Source organism: Micromonospora sp. CNB394 (assembly GCF_000374985.1).
GTDB lineage: Bacteria > Actinomycetota > Actinomycetes > Mycobacteriales > Micromonosporaceae > Micromonospora > Micromonospora marina.
Window position 1 is genome coordinate 37,656 of the sequence record NZ_KB895857.1, and the last position, 18,571, is coordinate 56,226.

At 69.9% G+C, this 18,571-nt stretch carries 16 protein-coding genes and 2 tRNA genes; 13 read left to right on the forward strand and 5 right to left on the reverse strand.

Going from position 1 to position 18,571, the window contains the following annotated elements; translation table 11 throughout:
* Positions 1-5: 5 nt before the first annotated feature.
* From yidC to rpmH, 4 genes are read right to left on the reverse strand one after another with little or no spacing between them, the layout of a single operon-like run.
* Complete coding sequence (yidC, locus tag C569_RS0125275) at positions 6-998, reverse strand: membrane protein insertase YidC (protein WP_018788528.1); 993 nt, start codon at positions 996-998, stop codon at positions 6-8.
* Positions 999-1,238, reverse strand: coding sequence for a membrane protein insertion efficiency factor YidD (gene yidD / locus C569_RS32635; RefSeq protein ID WP_013477538.1), 240 nt, complete (start codon positions 1,236-1,238; stop codon positions 999-1,001).
* A 44-nt stretch (positions 1,239-1,282) separates the two neighbouring features.
* Positions 1,283-1,696, reverse strand: a complete 414-nt coding sequence (rnpA, locus tag C569_RS0125280) for a ribonuclease P protein component (protein ID WP_018788529.1) — start codon at positions 1,694-1,696, stop codon at positions 1,283-1,285.
* Between the two features lie 34 nt (positions 1,697-1,730).
* Positions 1,731-1,868, reverse strand: coding sequence for a 50S ribosomal protein L34 (rpmH, locus tag C569_RS0125285; protein WP_018788530.1), 138 nt, complete (start codon positions 1,866-1,868; stop codon positions 1,731-1,733).
* 576 nt (positions 1,869-2,444) lie between these two features.
* Between rpmH and dnaA the strand changes: the two genes are divergently transcribed.
* The 5 genes from dnaA to C569_RS0125310 all read left to right on the forward strand — a co-directional run bounded on the left by dnaA (position 2,445) and on the right by C569_RS0125310 (position 9,006).
* On the forward strand, positions 2,445-4,289 hold the full coding sequence (gene dnaA / locus C569_RS0125290) for a chromosomal replication initiator protein DnaA (protein WP_018788531.1): 1,845 nt from the start codon (positions 2,445-2,447) through the stop codon (positions 4,287-4,289).
* Positions 4,290-5,214: 925 nt separating this feature from the next.
* Positions 5,215-6,348 (forward strand): DNA polymerase III subunit beta, encoded by a 1,134-nt coding sequence (gene dnaN / locus C569_RS0125295; protein ID WP_026268632.1) that lies wholly within the window; start codon positions 5,215-5,217, stop codon positions 6,346-6,348.
* Positions 6,349-6,388: 40 nt separating this feature from the next.
* Entirely contained in the window at positions 6,389-7,261 is an 873-nt protein-coding gene (gnd, locus tag C569_RS0125300) for a phosphogluconate dehydrogenase (NAD(+)-dependent, decarboxylating) (protein ID WP_018788533.1), read from the forward strand.
* Positions 7,262-7,277: 16 nt separating this feature from the next.
* Positions 7,278-8,411, forward strand: coding sequence for a DNA replication/repair protein RecF (recF, locus tag C569_RS0125305; RefSeq protein WP_018788534.1), 1,134 nt, complete (start codon positions 7,278-7,280; stop codon positions 8,409-8,411).
* Entirely contained in the window at positions 8,401-9,006 is a 606-nt protein-coding gene (locus tag C569_RS0125310; protein WP_018788535.1) for a DUF721 domain-containing protein, read from the forward strand. The genes recF and C569_RS0125310 overlap by 11 nt, the downstream gene beginning before the upstream one ends.
* Before the next feature lie 38 nt (positions 9,007-9,044).
* On the opposite strand, the gene C569_RS0125315 is transcribed toward C569_RS0125310, so the two are convergent.
* The gene (locus C569_RS0125315; protein ID WP_018788536.1) at positions 9,045-9,599 is read right to left on the reverse strand and encodes a hypothetical protein; all 555 of its coding nucleotides are present in this window, start codon (positions 9,597-9,599) and stop codon (positions 9,045-9,047) included.
* 544 nt (positions 9,600-10,143) lie between these two features.
* On the opposite strand from C569_RS0125315, the gene gyrB reads away from it, so the two are divergent.
* The 8 genes from gyrB (at position 10,144) to C569_RS0125355 (ending at position 18,163) form a co-directional block, all read left to right on the forward strand.
* Positions 10,144-12,090, forward strand: coding sequence for a DNA topoisomerase (ATP-hydrolyzing) subunit B (gene gyrB / locus C569_RS0125320; protein WP_018788537.1), 1,947 nt, complete (start codon positions 10,144-10,146; stop codon positions 12,088-12,090).
* Between the two features lie 262 nt (positions 12,091-12,352).
* Positions 12,353-15,997 (forward strand): intein-containing DNA gyrase subunit A, encoded by a 3,645-nt coding sequence (gene gyrA, locus C569_RS0125325; protein WP_369754080.1) that lies wholly within the window; start codon positions 12,353-12,355, stop codon positions 15,995-15,997.
* 3 nt (positions 15,998-16,000) lie between these two features.
* On the forward strand, positions 16,001-16,927 hold the full coding sequence (locus C569_RS0125330; RefSeq protein WP_018788539.1) for a DUF3566 domain-containing protein: 927 nt from the start codon (positions 16,001-16,003) through the stop codon (positions 16,925-16,927).
* A gap of 142 nt (positions 16,928-17,069) precedes the next feature.
* A tRNA-Ile gene (locus C569_RS0125335) sits at positions 17,070-17,143 on the forward strand.
* Positions 17,144-17,187: 44 nt separating this feature from the next.
* The gene (locus tag C569_RS34540; protein WP_013283222.1) at positions 17,188-17,316 is read left to right on the forward strand and encodes a DLW-39 family protein; all 129 of its coding nucleotides are present in this window, start codon (positions 17,188-17,190) and stop codon (positions 17,314-17,316) included.
* A 10-nt stretch (positions 17,317-17,326) separates the two neighbouring features.
* Positions 17,327-17,399 (forward strand) — tRNA-Ala (locus C569_RS0125345).
* A gap of 111 nt (positions 17,400-17,510) precedes the next feature.
* A complete protein-coding gene (locus C569_RS0125350; protein WP_018788540.1) occupies positions 17,511-17,765 on the forward strand; it encodes a hypothetical protein in 255 nt (84 codons plus the stop codon).
* Positions 17,747-18,163, forward strand: a complete 417-nt coding sequence (locus tag C569_RS0125355; RefSeq protein WP_018788541.1) for a type II toxin-antitoxin system VapC family toxin — start codon at positions 17,747-17,749, stop codon at positions 18,161-18,163. The genes C569_RS0125350 and C569_RS0125355 overlap by 19 nt, the downstream gene beginning before the upstream one ends.
* Positions 18,164-18,571 lie beyond the last annotated feature (408 nt).

Sequence of the window (18,571 nt, forward strand, 5' to 3'; positions counted from 1 at the left end):
CGGGCTCAGCCCTGTCGCTTGGCGGGCCTGTTGCCGCCCTTCTTCGGGTTGACCGGCTTGGCGCCCGGCTTCGGGCCGGCCACCTTCGGCGCGGCTGCCGGAGCCTTCGCGGGCGGCTGGGCCGCCTTGCGGCCGAACAGGCCACCGGCCTTGGCCGGCTGCACCGGGCCCTTACTGGGGGCGGCGCTGGTGCTCTTGGCCGTGGGCGGCGGCGGGAACTTCCGCAGCACCCACTGCTGCTGGCCGAGCGTGAAGAGGTTGTTGGTGACCCAGTAGATGATCACACCGATGGGGAAGATCGCGCCCGAGACCAGCAGGGACAGCGGGATGCCGTAGAGCATCAGCCGCTGCACCATCCGCTGCTGCGGGTCCTCGGCCCAGCCGGTCTTGAGGATCATCTGGCGGCTGGTCAGGTAGGTGGTCGCGATCATGATGATCACCAGGATGCCGGCGACCACCTTGACCGTGCCGGTGCTCGCGCCCAGCCGGCTCAGCTCCTCGGCGGTGGAGCCGAACTTGCCGGAGATCGGCGCGGTGAAGAGCGTCGCGTTGGAGGCGCTGTCGAACTGGTCGACGGTCCAGCCGTACAGGGTCTTGCCCTGGTTGTCCGGGCTGAGCCGGCGCAGCGTGTGGAACAGGCCCAGGAAGACCGGGATCTGGAGGAACATCGGAAGGCAGCCCATGAGCGGGTTGGCCTTTTCCTTCCGGTAGAGCTCCATCATCTCCTTCTGGAGCGTCTCCCGGTCACCCTTGTGCTTCTCCTGGAGCTCCTTGACCTTCGGCTGGAGCGCCTGCATGGCACGCTGCGACTTGATCTGCTTGACGAAGACCGGGAACAGGATCACCCGGACCGTCACCACCAGGAAGATGATGGCGAGGATCCAGGCCCAGTTCGTACCGATCACGGCCCCGACCGGCACTCCGATGGCGTCCCAGGCCGAGTGCCAGGCCAGCAGGATCCACGAGATCGCGTAGTAGATCCAGTCGAGACTAAACACTCAGGCTCCAGTCACGTCGGAACGGCGGCGGTCGCCCGGCTCCGGAACCGGGTCGTGTCCACCAGGGTGGAAGGGATGGCAGCGCGACAGCCGACGGACCGTCAGCCAGGCTCCCCGCAGCGCACCATGCCGGGACACCGCTTCGACGGCGTAGGCACTGCACGACGGGTAGAACCGGCAGCGGGCCGGCAGAGCCGGACTTATCCACCGACGGTACGCGATGATGGGCGCCAGCAGCAGGCGGGCACCGGTTGTGCGCGGCCGAGCCGCCGTCGTCGGACCGGTCACCGCGACCGCCGTCCCCGAGGGGCCCGCGCGGCCGCGAGGGCCGCGTCCAGGTCGGCCCCGAGCCGGGCGTACGTCGTGTCGGCGGCGGCGGGCAGTGCGCGTACCACGAGGGTGGTGCCGGCGGGCAGTTCGGCCAGCCGCTCGCGGACCAGGTGCCGGAGCCGGCGGCGGACCTTGTTGCGGACCACCGCGCCGCCGACGGCCTTGGACACGACGAAGCCGGCGCGGCTCGGTGCGGATGTCTCCGCACCGCTGCTTCGCGCCGGCTCCGGCGAGGGTGTCGCGGTCGTGCCGATCGATCCGGGGAGGGTCAGGTGGACCACGACGGCACCGCGGCCGACGCGTCGGCCACCGCGGACCGCTGCGGCGAAGTCGCTACTGCGCCGCAGTCGTTGGGCGGCGGCCAGCACGACTGCCCACGTCCCCGGACCGGACCTGTCGGCGTCAGGCCGACAGGCGGGCGCGGCCCTTGGAGCGACGGGTCGCGATGATGGCGCGGCCGGCACGGGTGCGCATGCGCAGCCGGAAGCCGTGGGTCTTCGCGCGCCGGCGGTTGTTCGGCTGGTAGGTGCGCTTGCTCACGTCAGGCTCTCCGTTGTCGTACGCCCCGCGCGGCGGATCGCCCGGGGTCGTGTGCTGGTTCAGATCACCTGTCGGTGACCTCCGATCGGCGCTGCCGTGACACGCTCCCCGGTGATGCGGGGTGACAGCCACGGACAGCAAGCATCAATCACCCTAGCAGAGGGCGAGAGAGCAGCCGCTCCAGCCTACGCAGGGGCGCAATGACCGTCAAACGTCACACTCGGGCGCCCGACCTGCGGGCAAGCGCGACCGAAGGGGCGGTTTTCACTGATGTTGCCAAGGTCGTCAGGGTGTCGCCGGTTGATGCTGTGGGGTCCGCGCTGTTAGCGTGCGCGATTGCGGTCGGCGTCGGGGGTTCGGGGTTTGTCGCCGATCGGCAAGACCGGACACGCTGTTGAATCGTTCGGCACGGTGAACCCGCTTCAACGCCTCCATGGATCGAGGGGGGCAGGTCCGACCCGCGTCCGGTGGGCGGCCACAATCGGTCGGTACACAGGCTGTGGATAACTTGTGGATGACGACCGGTCAGCCGTCCGGGCGGGCGTGAGAAGGAGCAGGCGAGGGGGTGGCACGACGGTGACCGGAGCGATCGACCTTGCCGCGGTGTGGACGGCGACCACCGACGAGCTCGCCGACGAGATCATCTCCGCGCAGCAACGGGCGTACCTCCGGCTCACCCGGCTGCGCGCGATCGTCGAGGACACCGCGCTGCTCTCGGTGCCGGACGCCTTCACCCGGGACGTGATCGAGTCCCGGCTCCGCCCGGCCATCACCGAGGCGTTGAGCCGCCGGCTCGGCCGGCCGATCCAGGTGGCGGTCACCGTACGGGTCGCCGACGGCCCGGGCGCCCGCCCGGCCGGCACCGTCTACCGCAGCGGCCCGGAGCCGCTGCCCGAGCACGACGGCACCGCCGCGCTGCCCGGTTTCGACCAGCCCGGCCCGCAGGCGTCCGCCCCGCCCTTCCCGTCGCCGCGCCCGGAATCCGGGTACGCCGATTCCCGCTCCGAGCCCGGGTACGCCGATCCGCGCCCGGAGCAGCCGCTCGACGAGCCGGCGCCGCGCCAGCGGACCGCCGACGGCGGTCGCCCGCACCTGATCCCGGCCGGCCGGGACGCGCAGGACACATTGTTCAGTGCCGCGTTCGCCGAGCCGGTGCGCACCGCGCCCGAGCGCCACGCGTTCGACGAGCGCACCCGGATCGAACCTCCGGTGCCCGACGCCGGCGGATACGAGCCCCGCTACCGGGAGCGCCCGGCTGCCGACCCCGCGCCGATGCGCGGCCTGCCCCGCGACGGCGCCACCGACAACGGCCCCGGCCGCGGTGGCGCCGACCACCACCGCCCCGGCGGCGGCCAGGCCGACCGCAGGCTCCCCGGCGGTACGGAGAGCGGCGGCAACCGGCTCAACCCGAAGTACATGTTCGAGACATTCGTCATCGGCTCGTCGAACCGGTTCGCGCACGCCGCGAGCGTGGCGGTGGCCGAGTCACCGGCGAAGGCGTACAACCCGCTTTTCATCTACGGCAGCTCCGGGCTGGGCAAGACCCACCTGCTGCACGCCATCGGGCACTACGCCACGACGCTCGGCAACGCGCGCTCGGTCCGGTACGTCTCGACCGAGGAGTTCACGAACGACTTCATCAACTCGCTGCGCGACGACAAGACGAGCGCGTTCCAGCGCCGCTACCGGGATGTGGACATCCTCCTGATCGACGACATCCAGTTCCTGGAGAACAGGGAGCGGACGCAGGAGGAGTTCTTCCACACCTTCAACACGCTGCACAACGCCAACAAGCAGATCGTGATCACGTCCGACCGCTCACCGAAGCAACTGGCGACGCTCGAAGATCGGCTGCGTACGCGCTTCGAGTGGGGCCTGCTCGCCGACATCCAGCCGCCGGACCTGGAGACGCGGATCGCGATCCTGCAGAAGAAGGCGGCGCAGGAGCGGCTGTTCGCGCCTCCGGACGTGCTGGAGTTCATCGCGTCCCGGGTCTCGAACTCGATCCGCGAACTGGAGGGGGCGCTGATCCGGGTCACCGCCTTCGCCAGCCTCACCCGGTCCTCGGTGGAGTTGTCGCTGGCCGAGGAGGTGCTGCGGGACTTCATCCCCGACGGCGCCGGCCCGGAGATCACCGCGGACCAGATCATGGTGTCCACCGCCGACTACTTCGGCGTGAGCCTGGAGGACCTGCGCGGCCACTCCCGCTCCCGGGTGCTGGTCAACGCGCGTCAGGTGGCCATGTATCTGTGCCGCGAGCTGACCGATCTGTCGCTGCCCCGGATCGGGCAGGCGTTCGGCGGCCGGGACCACACCACTGTGATGCACGCGGACCGCAAGATCCGCCAGCAGATGGCGGAGCGGCGCTCGCTCTACAACCAGATCGCCGAGCTGACCAACCGCATCAAGCAGAACACCTGACCCACCCCCCGCGCAGTCTCCCCGCCCGCTGCCTCATGGGGCCCTCCGGCGTTGATCAAGGAGTTTGTGTCGGGAAAGCCTGTCGTTCCTGCCCCAAACTCCTTGGTCAACACGACGGGGTGAACGCTCGGACGCCGCCGGAGCGGGATCGGCCGTCGGGTGCCGCCAACTTCATGATCAACGCGAGCGGGGCGGGCGACGCGTGGGTGGCGGGCTGCCGACAGCGGGGAACTGTTGACCCTCGAGCCGGTGGAGGGCCCAGGATCGGTCGTGTGCTCGTCCACAGCTCGTACCCGTTGTCCACAGCCCCTGTGTCACAGGCGGTGGACAGCCACGCTTCGCGCCCAGCCGGTTACCCACAGACTGTGGACAACTCCTGGGGACGACGCTGTGGATGCCTGGGGACGACGAGCACGTTGTCCCCAGGCGGCGGTCCGCCTGTGGGCAGGCTGTTGAAGGTTCTGGGGATGACGGCTGTGGACCCGGCCGACGTTGTCCACAGCGCTGGGGAGAAAACCGGTGGATTACCGGTGGACAACCGGTGGACAGCCGTGGAAAACCCGGCGGACGGCGAGGGCTGTGGACCGGGACACGGGTTTTACCCCTGGTTCTCCACAGCCAACCCACCGGTGGATAACGTGTGTGACCTGCGCGGACGCTGGTTCTCCACAGTTTGCACAGGTGCGATGAAGACGATGAGTTATCTCTTCTAAACAACAAAAACCAATCATCACCGTTGGACTTTCTGTGGATCGGGCCGCAGCACTGCCGTCGGCAGTCGCCCGGGCACCTGGAACCAACGGGGTCGGGCGCACAGCCGATGCCCCAGCGCCTTAAGGTGCGATGGGTACCCGCACGGTCGGGCGGGGCGGGTGGCAGCGGTCGGCATGAGAGAGTTGTCGCTGACGTCGACGCGGAGGCATTGATGAAGTTCCGAGTGGAGCGCGACGCGCTCGCCGAGGCGGTCGCGTGGACCGCCAAGAGCCTGCCCAACCGGCCCTCCGTACCGGTGCTGGCCGGAGTGATGCTCCGGGTCACCGACGGCAACCTCCAGGTCTCCGGCTTCGACTACGAGGTCTCCAGCCAGGTGACCGTCGAGGTGCAGGGCGACGCGGACGGCGCCGCCCTGGTCTCCGGTCGCCTGCTCGCCGAGATCACCAAGGCTCTGCCGGCCAAGCCGGTGGACATCGCCGCCGTCGGCGCCCACCTCGAACTGGTCTGCGGCAGTGCCCGGTTCACGCTGCCGACCATGCCGGTGGAGGACTACCCGACGCTGCCGGAGATGCCGGAGAGCGCCGGTACCGTCGACGCCGCCGCGTTCGCCTCCGCCGTGGCCCAGGTGGCGGTGGCCGCCGGCCGCGACGAGACGCTGCCGATGATGACCGGCGTCCGGATCGAGCTGAGCGGCAACACGATGGCCATGCTGGCGACCGACCGCTACCGCCTCGCGCTGCGCGAGATGGAGTGGAACCCGGACGACCCGGAGATCAGCCTCAACGCGCTGGTGCCGGCCCGTACGTTGCACGACACCGCGAAGGCGCTCGGTCCGCTCGGCGGCCACGTCACCATGGCGCTGTCCTCCGGCGGTGCCGGTGAGGGCATGATCGGTTTCTCCGGCGGCACCCGCCGGACCACCAGCAGGCTGCTCGACGGCGCCAACTACCCACCGGTGCGTTCGCTGTTCCCGGCCGACCACAACGCCGAGGCGCGGGTCGCCGTCGCCGCGCTCATCGAGGTGGTCAAGCGCGTCGCGCTGGTCGCCGAGCGCACCACCCCGGTCCTGCTCAGCTTCGGCGCCGACGGTCTGGTGGTCGAGGCGGGTGGCACCGAGGAGGCCCGGGCCAGCGAGGCCATGGAGGCCACGTTCAGCGGCGAGCCGCTGACCATCGGGTTCAACCCGCAGTACCTCATCGACGGTCTGGCCAACCTGGGCGCCCAGCACGCCCTGCTCCGGTTCGTCGACGCGTTCAAGCCCGCGGTCATCTCCCCGGCCGGCGAGGATGGCGAGGTCATCCCGGGGTACCGCTACCTCATCATGCCGATCCGCGTGTCCCGCTGATCGCAGGCAGCACGACCCTGACGTACGGAGGTAGGAGCAGATGCAGCTCGGCCTGGTAGGACTCGGCCGCATGGGCGGCAACATGCGGGAGCGGCTGCGCGCCGCCGGGCACGAGGTGGTCGGTTACGACCACAACCCGGAGATCAGCGACGCCGCGAGCCTGGCCGAGCTTGCCGAGAAGCTCCAGTCGCCCCGTGCGGTCTGGGTCATGGTTCCCGCCGGTGTCACCGACGCCACCATCGACGAACTGGCCGGTGTGCTCGGCGAGGGCGACATCGTCATCGACGGCGGCAACTCCCGGTTCAGCGACGACGCCCCGCGCGCCGAGCGGCTGAACGAGCAGGGCATCGGCTACCTCGACGTCGGCGTCTCCGGCGGCGTCTGGGGCCGGCAGAACGGGTACGCGCTGATGGTCGGCGGCGCGCAGGAGCACGTCGAGCGCCTCATGCCGATCTTCGAGGCGCTCAAGCCCGAGGGGGAGTTCGGTTTCGTGCACGCCGGCCCGGTCGGCGCGGGCCACTACGCCAAGATGGTGCACAACGGCATCGAGTACGGCCTGATGCACGCGTACGCCGAGGGCTACGAGCTGCTGGCCGCCTCGGAGCTGGTGACGAACGTCCCCGGCGTGTTCAAGTCGTGGCGTGAGGGCACCGTGGTCCGGTCGTGGCTGCTCGACCTGCTGGACCGGGCGCTCGACGAGGATCCGGAGCTGGCCGACCTGAGCGGCTACACCGAGGACACCGGCGAGGGCCGGTGGACCGTGGACGAGGCGGTCCGGCTCGCCGTTCCGCTCAACGTCATCACCGCGTCGCTCTTCGCCCGGTTCGCCTCCCGGCAGGACGACTCGCCCGCGATGAAGGCCGTCGCCGCGCTGCGCCAGCAGTTCGGCGGCCACGCCGTCCACAAGCGCTGACCGGTATCCACAGGCTGTGTACGTACGCCGGCTCGAACTGGTCGACTTCCGCTCCTACGAGCGCATCGGTGTCGACCTGGAGCCGGGTCCGAACGTGCTCGTCGGCGCCAACGGCGTCGGCAAGACCAACCTGGTCGAGGCGCTCGGCTACGTGGCGACCCTGGACTCGCACCGGGTCGCCACGGACGCCCCGCTGGTCCGGATGGGCGCCGCCTCGGCGGTGATCCGCTGCGCGGTGGTGCACGAGGGCCGGGAACTGCTGGTCGAGCTGGAGATCGTCCCGGGCAAGGCCAACCGGGCCCGGCTCGGCCGGTCCCCGGCCCGACGCGCCCGGGACGTGCTCGGCGCGTTGCGCCTGGTGCTGTTCGCGCCGGAGGACCTCGAACTGGTCCGTGGCGACCCGGCCGAACGTCGCCGCTACCTGGACGATCTGCTGGTCACCCGCCAGCCCCGCTACGCCGGGGTACGCGCCGACTACGAGCGCGTGGTCAAGCAACGCAACGCGCTGCTGCGTACGTCGTACCTCGCGCGGAAGACCGGTGGCACCCGCGGCGGCGACCTGTCGACGCTGGCCGTGTGGGACGCGCATCTGGCGCAGCACGGAGCGGACCTGCTCGCCGGCCGCCTGGAGCTGGTTGCCGCGCTCACCCCGCACGTGGCCAAGGCGTACGACGCGGTGGCCGCCGGCCGTGGCGCGGCGGGCATCGCCTACCGGCCCTCGGTGGAGCTGCCCGAGCCCGGTGCCGGCCGCGCGGCGCTGGCCGAGGCGCTCGCCGCCGCGCTGACCGGGAACCGCGCCGCCGAGATCGAGCGCGGCACCACGCTCGTCGGCCCGCACCGCGACGACCTGGCGCTCACCCTGGGACCGCTGCCCGCCAAGGGGTACGCGAGCCACGGCGAGTCCTGGTCGTACGCGCTCGCGTTGCGGCTGGCCGGGTACGACCTGCTGCGGGCCGACGGGATCGAGCCGGTGCTGGTGCTCGACGACGTCTTCGCCGAGCTGGACTCCGGTCGGCGGGAACGGCTGGCGGAGCTGGTCGGCGGCGCGAGTCAGCTTCTGGTCACCTGCGCCGTGGACGACGACGTGCCGGCGACGCTGCGCGGCACCCGGTACGCGGTGGGCGAGGGGACGGTGCGACGTGCCGGATGACGAGGTGCAGCTCCCGCCCGCACGGCTCGGGCCGGGACGCGACGCGCGTACCCCGGGGAAACCCGCGGGTGGCGAGCCGGCCGCGAACCCGCCGGAGGGCACGACCGGGCCGGAACTGGCGCGGGCGGTGCTCGACGCGGCGAAGGCCCGGCGTCAGGCGGCGGCCCCGCGCCGTCGCGGGGCGGTCCGCGGGGACGGCGAGAAGCGGCTGCGCGGCTACTCCGGCCCGGGGCCGGACCCGCGCGACCCGCAGCCGCTCGGCGCGGTGCTGGACAAGCTGATGAAGGCGCGCGGCTGGCAGCAGCCGGCGGCTGAGGCGACCGTGTTCGGCGCCTGGGAGAAGGTGGTCGGCCCGGAGGTCGCCCAGCACAGCCGCCCGGTCAAGCTGGAGGACGGCGAGCTGACGGTGGAGGCGCGTTCGACGGCCTGGGCGACGCAGTTGCGTCTGCTGGCGGGTTCGCTGCTCAAGCAGATCGCCAGCGAGGTCGGCCACAACGTGGTGCGCAAGCTGCACATCCACGGCCCGGCGGCGCCGTCGTGGTCGCGCGGTCCCCGGCGGGTACGCGGGCGCGGCCCCCGTGACACCTACGGTTGACGACACCCGGCCGTGCTCGCTCAGGCGTCGGCGCCCGGTCAGGCGTCGGCGTAGACCGCGAAACCCCGCTCCGCGCAGCGCCGGTAGAAGGCCGCCAGCACGCTCAGCTCGGCGCAGGTGAAGTTCCACTGCGGCGGATCGCCGTTCTCGTCGCGCAGCCGGTCGAGCCGGCTGTCCAGCCAGCGGAGCTGCTGCTCGGCCAGCCGCCCGTCGCCGAGCAGCGCGCGCAGCACCTCGCTCACCGACTCGAATGTGACCGCCTCGCCGGACGGCCGGTGCCGGGCGATGAACTTCTCCACGCCCTCGGCGATCCAGGAACAGCCGTCCGGATCGATCACCGGATCCTCGTCCTCGACCGCGTTCTCCGTGGCGTAGAGCACATTCTCCAGCCCCAGGATCAGGTCGACCAACTCGGTGTACGCGGTCGCGCGTACCGTGCCGGTCTTCGCGATCAGCTCGGCGAGCGCCGCGGTCGGCGCGGAGATCCGGGGCATGTCCACGATCTCGCCGAAGTCCACGAACTCAGCCGGCGCGACCGGGTCGTAGAAGCGGCCGGTCCGCGGCCAATGCACCGCGACGTTGTCCAGCCCCATCTGGCGTCACCTCTCACCAAGCGTTTTCGGACCATCTCCGACGATCGTCCCGGTTCCGGGCGCAAAAGATCAAGACCGCAACGGCGGCGCCGCAAAAGCTACGGCACGCCGGGCCCGGCCGCGACCCCCGGTCGGGGCAGCCGTCGATCACCGGTCGGACGACCGTCGCGGCTCACGGTGGCCGGTGGCGCGGCGCCGCCCTGTTGGCGTGTAGGGGGAGTCGCGGGAGGCGCGGTTCGTCCGGCTACGGCATTCTCAGCCGCCTCGGAGAGGGTGCCGAGTGGCGGTTTGGTCGGCTCCGCACAGTAAGATTGGGAGCGAGACGAAAGACCCGAGACGGAGCGACGGACAGGGGGCCTCCGAGCCCTCGATCATAGTCCCGCATCGGGTCCGAGCCGATCGCGATCCGCGGGCAACCGCGGCGCCCGGCGCACATGATCCGACCTGGCGAACCCAGGGGCGGCCATGCGCGCCGACGTCGCGTCCTGTCCGCCGAACCCGCGCCCCGCGCCCACGCGCGGCCGGTGCGAGAAAGTGGCCGAGCGTGGCAGCGGAGGACAACAAGAAGTACGGTGCCGAGTCCATCACCGTGCTCGAAGGCCTGGAAGCGGTCCGGAAGCGGCCCGGTATGTACATCGGGTCCACCGGCGAGCGCGGCCTGCACCACCTGGTGTGGGAGGTCGTCGACAACGCGGTGGACGAGGCGCTGGCCGGGCACTGCGACACCATCGACGTGGTGCTGCTGGCCGACGGCGGTGTCCGGGTGACCGACAACGGCCGAGGCTTCCCGGTCGACCTGCACCCCAAGCTGAAGAAGCCGGGTGTCGAGGTCGCCCTGACCGTGCTGCACGCGGGCGGCAAGTTCGACGGCAAGGCGTACGCCGTCTCCGGCGGCCTGCACGGCGTCGGCGTCTCCGTGGTGAACGCGCTGTCCACCCGGATGGCAGTGGAGATCCACAAGGACGGCTTCGTCTGGCGTCAGCGGTACGACCACTCCAAGCCGACGCCGCTGGAGAAGGGCGAGGAGACCGACCGCACCGGTTCGGCGGTCTCCTTCTGGCCCGACCCGGACGTCTTCGAGACCGTCGACTTCGACTTCCACACCATCTACCGGCGCCTCCAGGAGATGGCTTTCCTCACCCGGGGCCTCACCATCCACCTGCTCGACGAGCGGGTGCCGGAGGACGAGGACGGCAAGATCCGCGAGGTCACCTTCCACTACGAGGGCGGCATCGCCGACTTCGTCCGGCACCTCAACGCCTCCAAGAGCCCGATCCACAAGACGGTGGTCGAGTTCGGCGCCGAGGAGACGGGCATGTCGGTCGAGATCGCCATGCAGTGGAACGAGTCGTACGGCGAATCGGTCTACACCTTCGCCAACAACATCAACACCCACGAGGGCGGCACCCACGAGGAGGGCTTCCGGGCCGCGCTGACGAGCGTCGTCAACCGCTACGGCGCGGAGCGCAAGCTGCTCAAGGGCGACGAGCGCCTCTCGGGTGAGGACATCCGCGAGGGCCTCGCCGCGATCATCTCGGTCAAGCTCACCGACCCGCAGTTCGAGGGCCAGACCAAGACCAAGCTGGGCAACACCCCGGTCAAGGGCTTCGTGCAGCGGGTCTGCAACGAGTCGCTCGTCGACTGGTTCGACCGCAACCCGGCCGAGGCGAAGATCATCATCCAGAAGGCGTCCCAGGCGGCCCGCGCCCGGATCGCCGCCCAGCAGGCGCGCAAGCTCGCCCGGCGCAAGTCGCTGCTGGAGTCCGGCTCGATGCCCGGCAAGCTGGCCGACTGCCAGTCCACCGACCCGCGCGAGTCCGAGGTTTTCATCGTCGAGGGCGACTCGGCCGGCGGCTCGGCCAAGCAGGGCCGCGACCCGCGCGTCCAGGCGATCCTGCCGATCCGCGGGAAGATCCTCAACGTCGAGAAGGCCCGGATCGACCGGGTGCTCAAAAACGCCGAGGTGCAGGCGCTGATCACCGCGCTCGGCACCGGTATCCACGACGACTTCGACATCGAGAAGCTGCGCTACCACAAGATCGTGCTGATGGCCGACGCGGACGTCGACGGCCAGCACATCCAGACGCTGCTGCTCACCCTGCTGTTCCGCTTCATGCGGCCGTTGGTCGAGCTGGGCCACGTCTACCTGGCCGCCCCGCCGCTCTACAAGATCAAGTGGAACAAGAAGGGTGACGACGCCCAGTACGCGTACTCGGACCGCGAGCGCGACGGACTGATCGCCCTGCGCCAGCAGAAGAAGCCCAACGCCCGCCCGGACGACATCCAGCGGTTCAAGGGTCTCGGCGAGATGAACTACCCCGAGCTGTGGGAAACCACGATGAACCCGGCCACGCGTACGCTGCGCCAGGTCACGCTCGACGACGCCGCCACCGCGGACGAGCTGTTCAGCGTCCTGATGGGCGAGGACGTCGAGGCCCGCCGGTCGTTCATCCAACGCAACGCCAAGGACGTGCGGTTCCTGGACATCTGACGGACGCGACCGGGCCGGCCGGCATCCACCGGCCGGCCCGGCAGTCCACAGAGTTATCCACAGCCTGAACGCTTTCCACAGCCGTTATCCACAGCGAGACCACGACTGAAGAGTCTGATAAGGGTTAACAGTGACCGATACACCCGAGTCCACCCCGAACGAGCCGGAGACCCCTGAGGCACTGGCCGCGGTCGTCCAGCACGACCGGATCGAGCCGGTCGGCCTCGAGGTCGAGATGCAGCGCTCGTACCTCGACTACGCGATGAGCGTCATCGTCGGGCGGGCCCTGCCGGACGTCCGAGACGGGCTCAAGCCGGTCCACCGCAAGATCCTCTACGCCATGTTCGACTCCGGCTACCGGCCGGACCGCGGGTACGTGAAGTGCTCCCGCGTCGTCGGCGACGTGATGGGCCAGTTCCACCCGCACGGCGACTCGGCCATCTACGACGCGCTGGTCCGGATGGCGCAGCCGTGGTCGCTGCGCTACCCGCTTGTCGACGGCAACGGCAACTTCGGCTCGCCGGGAAATGATCCGGCTGCCGCCATGAGATATTGTCTTGTCGCAGATGTCCGGGTTCGTGCCGTCGACGGCACCGTGCGGATCGGCGACATCGTGCCGGACGCCGCGCCGAGCAGCGAGACCGACGTCGAGCTGAAGGTCCGCGACCGCAACGGCGACCTGGTCCGCGCCTCCAAGTTCTTCCACTCCGGCGAGCACCCGACGCTGCGGTTGCGCACCCGCGAGGGGTACGAGCTGACCGGCACGCACAACCACCCGGTGCTCTGTCTGGTAGACGCGGCCGGCGTGCCGACCCTGCTGTGGAAGCTGCTCGCCGAGATCTCCCCCGGCGACCGGGTGGTCCTCCAGCGCAGCGTGCCGGACGAGATCGGCTACCCGATGCCGGAGCACGTCGAGGCAGCCGTGCTCGCGGGCGCACTCGTTAGCGAAGGCTGGATCTCCGGCGAGTGGGTCGAGTTCGCTGACGCGGACCGGGAGTTCTTCACCCGGGTTGTCGCGGCTTTCGACCTTTCCGTTGGTGGCAAGCGCTGGTTCGGCGAAGAGATCATGCCTTCGGGTAAAACCCTGCACCGGATGCGGGCGAGCGTCCGGCAGCTCGCCACCACGGCGCTCGGCGAGCTGGTTGGCGCGCGGAGTGCCGACAAGTTCGTGCCGGAGTTCGTCTGGCGCGGACCGGCCGCGGTCAAGCGGGCCTTCCTCCAGGCGCTGTTCGAGGGCGACGGCTCGTCGTCGCTTCTGCCCCGCCACACGATCCAGGTCTCGTACTCGACCCGTAGTGAGCGGCTGGCCCGCGAGGTGCAGCAGTTGCTTCTGGAGTGCGGCGTGGTCAGCCGGCAGTGCCGGTACGACGACGGCGAGATCAAGGTCGTCGTGACCAACCGGCGGGACGCCCGGATCTTTGCCGCCCACGTCGGCTTCCTCGGCCGCAAGCAGGCCAAGCTGGAGTCCGAGCTGGCCCAGGTTCCGGCGAGCAGCACCGCGCTCTCGGGCGACCACGTGCCGTTCGTCGGTGACTTCGTCCGCGAGCACGGCGCGAGCCGTTGGACCGAGCGTGACTGGCTGCGCCGGCACAACGTGGACCGGATCGAGCGCTGGGAGCGGGACCGCGACGAGATCGCCTCCCGGATCACCGAGCCGGGGATCCTCGACGTGGTCGAACCGCTTGTCGACGGGCGCTTCTACTACGCCGAGGTGACCGACGTCACCGACGCGGGAGTGCAGCCCGTCTACAGCATCCGGGTGGACACAGAGGACCACTCCTTCGTCTCCGACGGGTTCGTCAGCCACAACACCGAGTGCAAGCTCGACCCGCTGGCGATGGAGATGCTGCGGGACATCGACGAGGACACCGTCGACCTGCAGGACAACTACGACGGCCGGGCCAAGGAGCCCACCATCCTGCCGTCGCGCATCCCGAACCTGCTGATCAACGGTTCCGAGGGCATCGCGGTCGGCATGGCCACCAAGATCCCGCCGCACAACCTGCGCGAGATCGGCGCGGCCGTGCAGTGGTGCCTGGAGAACCCGGAGGCCGACGAGGCCACCACGCTGGAAGCCCTGCTGGAGATCGTCAAGGGCCCGGACTTCCCGACCCACGGCCTGATCGTCGGCCAGGCGGCCATCCAGGACGCGTACCGGACCGGGCGCGGCTCGATCCGGATGCGCGCCGTGGTCGAGGTCGAGGAGGACAAGCGGGGCCGGCCGGCGCTCGTGGTCAGCGAGCTGCCGTACCAGGTCAACCCGGACAACCTCGCCGAGCGCATCGCCGAGCTGATCAAGGAGGGCAAGCTCGGCGGCATCGCCGACATCCGGGACGAGTCCTCCGGGCGTACCGGCATGCGGATCGTGCTCGTGCTCAAGCGAGACGCGGTCGCCAAGGTGGTGCTGAACAACCTCTACAAACACACCCAGCTCCAGGAGACGTTCGGCGCCAACATGCTGGCGCTGGTCGACGGCGTGCCGCGCACGCTCAACCTGGCCCAGTTCATCCGCTACTACGTCGAGCACCAGATCGAGGTGATCCGGCGGCGGACCGCGTTCCGTCTGCGCAAGGCCGAGGAGCGGGCGCACATCCTGCGCGGTCTGTCCAAGGCGCTGGACGCGCTCGACGAGGTGATCGCCCTGATCCGGCGTTCGCCCACGGTGGAGGACGCCCGGCAGGGCCTGATCCGGCTGCTGGACATCGACGAGGTCCAGGCGACCGCGATCCTGGACATGCAGCTGCGCCGGCTGGCCGCCCTGGAGCGGCAGCGGATCCTGGACGACCTGGCGAAGCTCGAGGTGGAGATCGCCGACCTCAAGGACATCCTGGCCAAGCCGGAGCGGCAGCGGCGGATCGTCTCGGAGGAACTGGGCGAGATCGTCGCGAAGTGGGGCGACGACCGGCGTACGAAGATCGTCCCGTTCGACGGCGAGGTCTCGATGGAGGACCTCATCGCCCGCGAGGACGTAGTGGTGACGATCACCCGCACCGGGTACGCGAAGCGCACCAAGGTCGATCTCTACCGGTCACAGCGGCGCGGCGGGAAGGGCGTCAGCGGGGCGACGCTCCGTCAGGACGACATCGTCAGCCACTTCTTCGTATGCTCTACCCACGACTGGATCCTGTTCTTCACGAACAAGGGTCGGGTCTACCGGGCGAAGGCGTACGAGCTTCCCGAGGCCAGTAGGGTGGCCAAGGGCCAGCACGTGGCCAACCTGCTCGCGTTCCAGCCCGACGAGCAGATCGCGCAGATCATTGAAATCCCGAACTACCAGGTGACGCCCTACCTGGTACTGGCCACGAAGAACGGCCTGGTGAAGAAGACGCGGCTCGAGGAGTTCGACTCCAACCGTTCCGGCGGCATCATCGCGATCAACCTGCGCGATGAGGACGAGCTGGTCGGTGCGGTCCTGGCCGCTCCGGAGGACGACCTGTTGCTGGTGTCGAAGAACGCCCAGGCGATCCGCTTCAACGCCACCGACGAGGCACTGCGGCCGATGGGCCGGGCCACTTCCGGGGTGATCGGCATGCGCTTCAGCGGCGAGGACGAGTTGCTCGCCGTCGAGGTCGTCCGGGAGGGGCTCGACGTTCTGGTGGCGACGAACGGGGGTTACGCGAAACGTACCCCGATCGAGGAATACCCGGTCCAGGGCCGGGGAGGTAAGGGCGTGCTGACCGCGAAGATCACCGAGCGACGCGGTGGCCTGGTCGGTGCGGTCGTGATCGACCCGGAGGACGAGCTGTTCGCCATCACGAGCAACGGCGGCGTCATCCGGACTCCGGTGAAGCCTGTACGCCGTACGCGTGACCGGAACACAATGGGGGTCAAGCTGATGGACCTCCCGGACGGCGTGACTATCGTGGCGATTGCTCGCAATGCCGACGAGCCTGACGAACAGGACTAGTTGATGACGGAGACACAGGCGAAGTCGGGGAACAAGGGGACCTCGGCCACTCCGGTCGACGAGGAGGCCGCACAGGGCGGCACACCAGCGACCGGCCGCGCGGCTGTGGGCCGGGCCACGGTTCCCGCCGACGCGCCTGCCCCGAAGTTCACCCGGGCTCCCGGCATGGCCCCGCCTCCGGACAAGCCGGCCGAGGACTCCGGTTCCCGGGACTCGGCCGAAACCAAGGTCGACGCGCCGACGTCGGCCGACAGGCTGGCCGCTCCGGCCGCCAAGCCCGCGAACGCCACGAGCACCCAGCCGATCAAGACCCCGTCGGCCGCCGGCCGGGCCTCCACCGGGACGACCGGCATGCAGCCGCGGATCGGCGCCGGCCTGGGCACCGCCCCGAAGGCGTCGCCCGACGGCTCGCGCCCGAGCGGCGCCGCGAGCGCCCAGTCCCGGCCCGCCAACGGCGGCGGCCTGCCGCCGGGCATCGGCGGCGCGGCGGCCGTCGGCGCCGCGCGCGTGGGTGAGGCGGTACGCGCCGCGCGTACCTCGGTCAGCTCGGCCGCCTCGCGCGGACCGCGACGGGCCCGGCTGAACCTGAAGCGGATCGACCCGTGGTCGGTGATGAAGTTCGCGTTCGCGGTGTCCGTGGTGCTCTTCATCGTGGTCGTCGTGGCGACGTCGGTGCTGTACCTGGCACTTGACGCCATGGGCGTGTTCACGAGCGTGAACGACAGCCTGACCGACCTGGTGAACGCCGGCGGCGCCCAGGGCAGCGGCGGCTTCCGGATCACCGCCAAGGGCGTGATCCTGACGTCGGCGCTGGTCGGCCTGGTGAATGTCGTGCTGTTCACCGCGCTGGCCACGCTCAGCGCGTTCGTCTACAACGTCTGCGCCGACCTGGTCGGCGGGATCGAGCTGACGCTCGCCGAGCGGGACTGATCGACCGGCGCCGGGGCACCGCGTAAAGCGGTCGCCCCGGCGCCGTGCGTCCGGGTAGGTTCGAAGTGGCGCGGGTGCCTCCACCACACACCCCGATTTGGGCCCGGTGGAGGCGATGGGTTAACCTAGCTCGTCGCTACGCGGGGCTATAGCTCAGTCGGTTAGAGCGCAGAGCTGATAACTCTGAGGTCGCTGGTTCGATTCCAGCTAGCCCCACCGCACATCGTCCGACGACAGTCGAGCGCGAGGGGTCAAAGCACATGTTCAAGAAGCTCCTGATCCTTGCCGGCATCGTCGGTGTGGCCGCCGTCGTGGCCAAGAAGGTAAAGGCATCGAACGACGAGCGTGCCCTGTGGCACGAGGCGACCACGGCGCCCGACCTGCGCTGAACGCCGTCACGGGGCCCTAGCTCAACTGGCAGAGCACTGCCTTTGCAAGGCAGGGGTTAGGGGTTCGAGTCCCCTGGGCTCCACACACTTCTCTCACCTGGGACTCTTGGCTGTACCGCAGTCGTCGCGAACCAGTTGATCGAGGGTGCGAGTCTTTCCTGGCGAGCGAGCGATGGTGCATGCATAATGAATGCATGGTTGCTCTCCAGATTCGGGACGTGCCGGAAGAAGTGCGAGACGCCCTGGCGGCCCAGGCCAGGGCGCGCGGGCAGTCCCTCCAGGCATACCTGCTGGAACTGGTGGAGACGCAGGCTCGACGGCTGCGCAACACGGCGGCCCTTGATCGCTTCGCCGGCCGATCCGACGGTGCTCGCTCTCTGCCGGGGGAGAGCGCCGCAGAGTTGAACGACCAGCGGGAGCAGCGCGGATCGTGGGGAAGCGCCGCGTGATCGTCGTGGATGCGTCGGTTCTGGCCGACGCTCTGGTCGATGATGGGTCGGTCGGGGACGCGGCGCGGGCGGAACTGACCGGAGATCCGCACTGGGCCGCGCCGAGTCATCTTCTGGTCGAGGTCATGTCTGTGATCAGAGGCAAGGTCCTCGGCGGGAAGCTCGGCCTTGCCCGGGCTCAGGAGGCGATCGATACCCTGCCTTCGTTGGTCATCGACGAGGTTGGCGTCGCGATGCTGGTTGACCGGATGTGGCAGATGCGGGGCAATGTTACGGCGTACGACGCGGCTTACGTCGCGGCGGCGGAGTTGATGGCCTGCCCACTCGTGACCGGTGATGGTCGGCTCGCCAAGGCCAGCGGTATCCGCTGCAAGATCCGACTGCTCGCCGCGTCCTGACGGCGGCCGCCCGAGGATCATCGGCCTGACGCCCTTGGACCGGCCATCCTGAGTGGAAGCGGCTCACCGGCGATCGTGGCGGTGTGGTTCGCATGGTGGTACCTCCGGCCCACCAGGCCATTCCCCTGGTCGATAGTGCTGTCGGGGAGACCCGGACGTGCCGCGTCGACGTCCGGACCGACGCCTCTCCGTCCGCCCCGGGTTCGCAGCAGCGCGGTCGGGTGCCCGGCCGAGGCCGGCGGGTAGACTCCCCCGCCGGGTCGTCACCAGCCCGGCGGGGGAGAGCCTGGTCAACGACGCGTCCGGCACCGGCGTGGCAGGGTGCGAGACCACCTCCTTAAGCTGTCCTGATCGATGCCTGTCAACCCGCAGGAAGGCTGTTGTCGGCGGTAGAAGGGCTGGCGTGGG

What these genes read in the sequence shown, in the direction of transcription:
- C569_RS34540 (WP_013283222.1), top strand. Translation starts at nt 17,188, where the DNA reads ATGTTCAAGAAGCTCCTGATCCTTGCCGGCATCGTCGGTGTGGCCGCC.
- C569_RS0125350 (WP_018788540.1), top strand. Translation starts at nt 17,511, where the DNA reads ATGGTTGCTCTCCAGATTCGGGACGTGCCGGAAGAAGTGCGAGACGCC.
- gnd (WP_018788533.1), top strand. Translation starts at nt 6,389, where the DNA reads ATGCAGCTCGGCCTGGTAGGACTCGGCCGCATGGGCGGCAACATGCGG.
- dnaN (WP_026268632.1), top strand. Translation starts at nt 5,215, where the DNA reads ATGAAGTTCCGAGTGGAGCGCGACGCGCTCGCCGAGGCGGTCGCGTGG.
- C569_RS0125330 (WP_018788539.1), top strand. Translation starts at nt 16,001, where the DNA reads ATGACGGAGACACAGGCGAAGTCGGGGAACAAGGGGACCTCGGCCACT.
- gyrA (WP_369754080.1), top strand. Translation starts at nt 12,353, where the DNA reads ATGAGCGTCATCGTCGGGCGGGCCCTGCCGGACGTCCGAGACGGGCTC.
- C569_RS0125315 (WP_018788536.1), bottom strand. Translation starts at nt 9,599, where the DNA reads ATGGGGCTGGACAACGTCGCGGTGCATTGGCCGCGGACCGGCCGCTTC.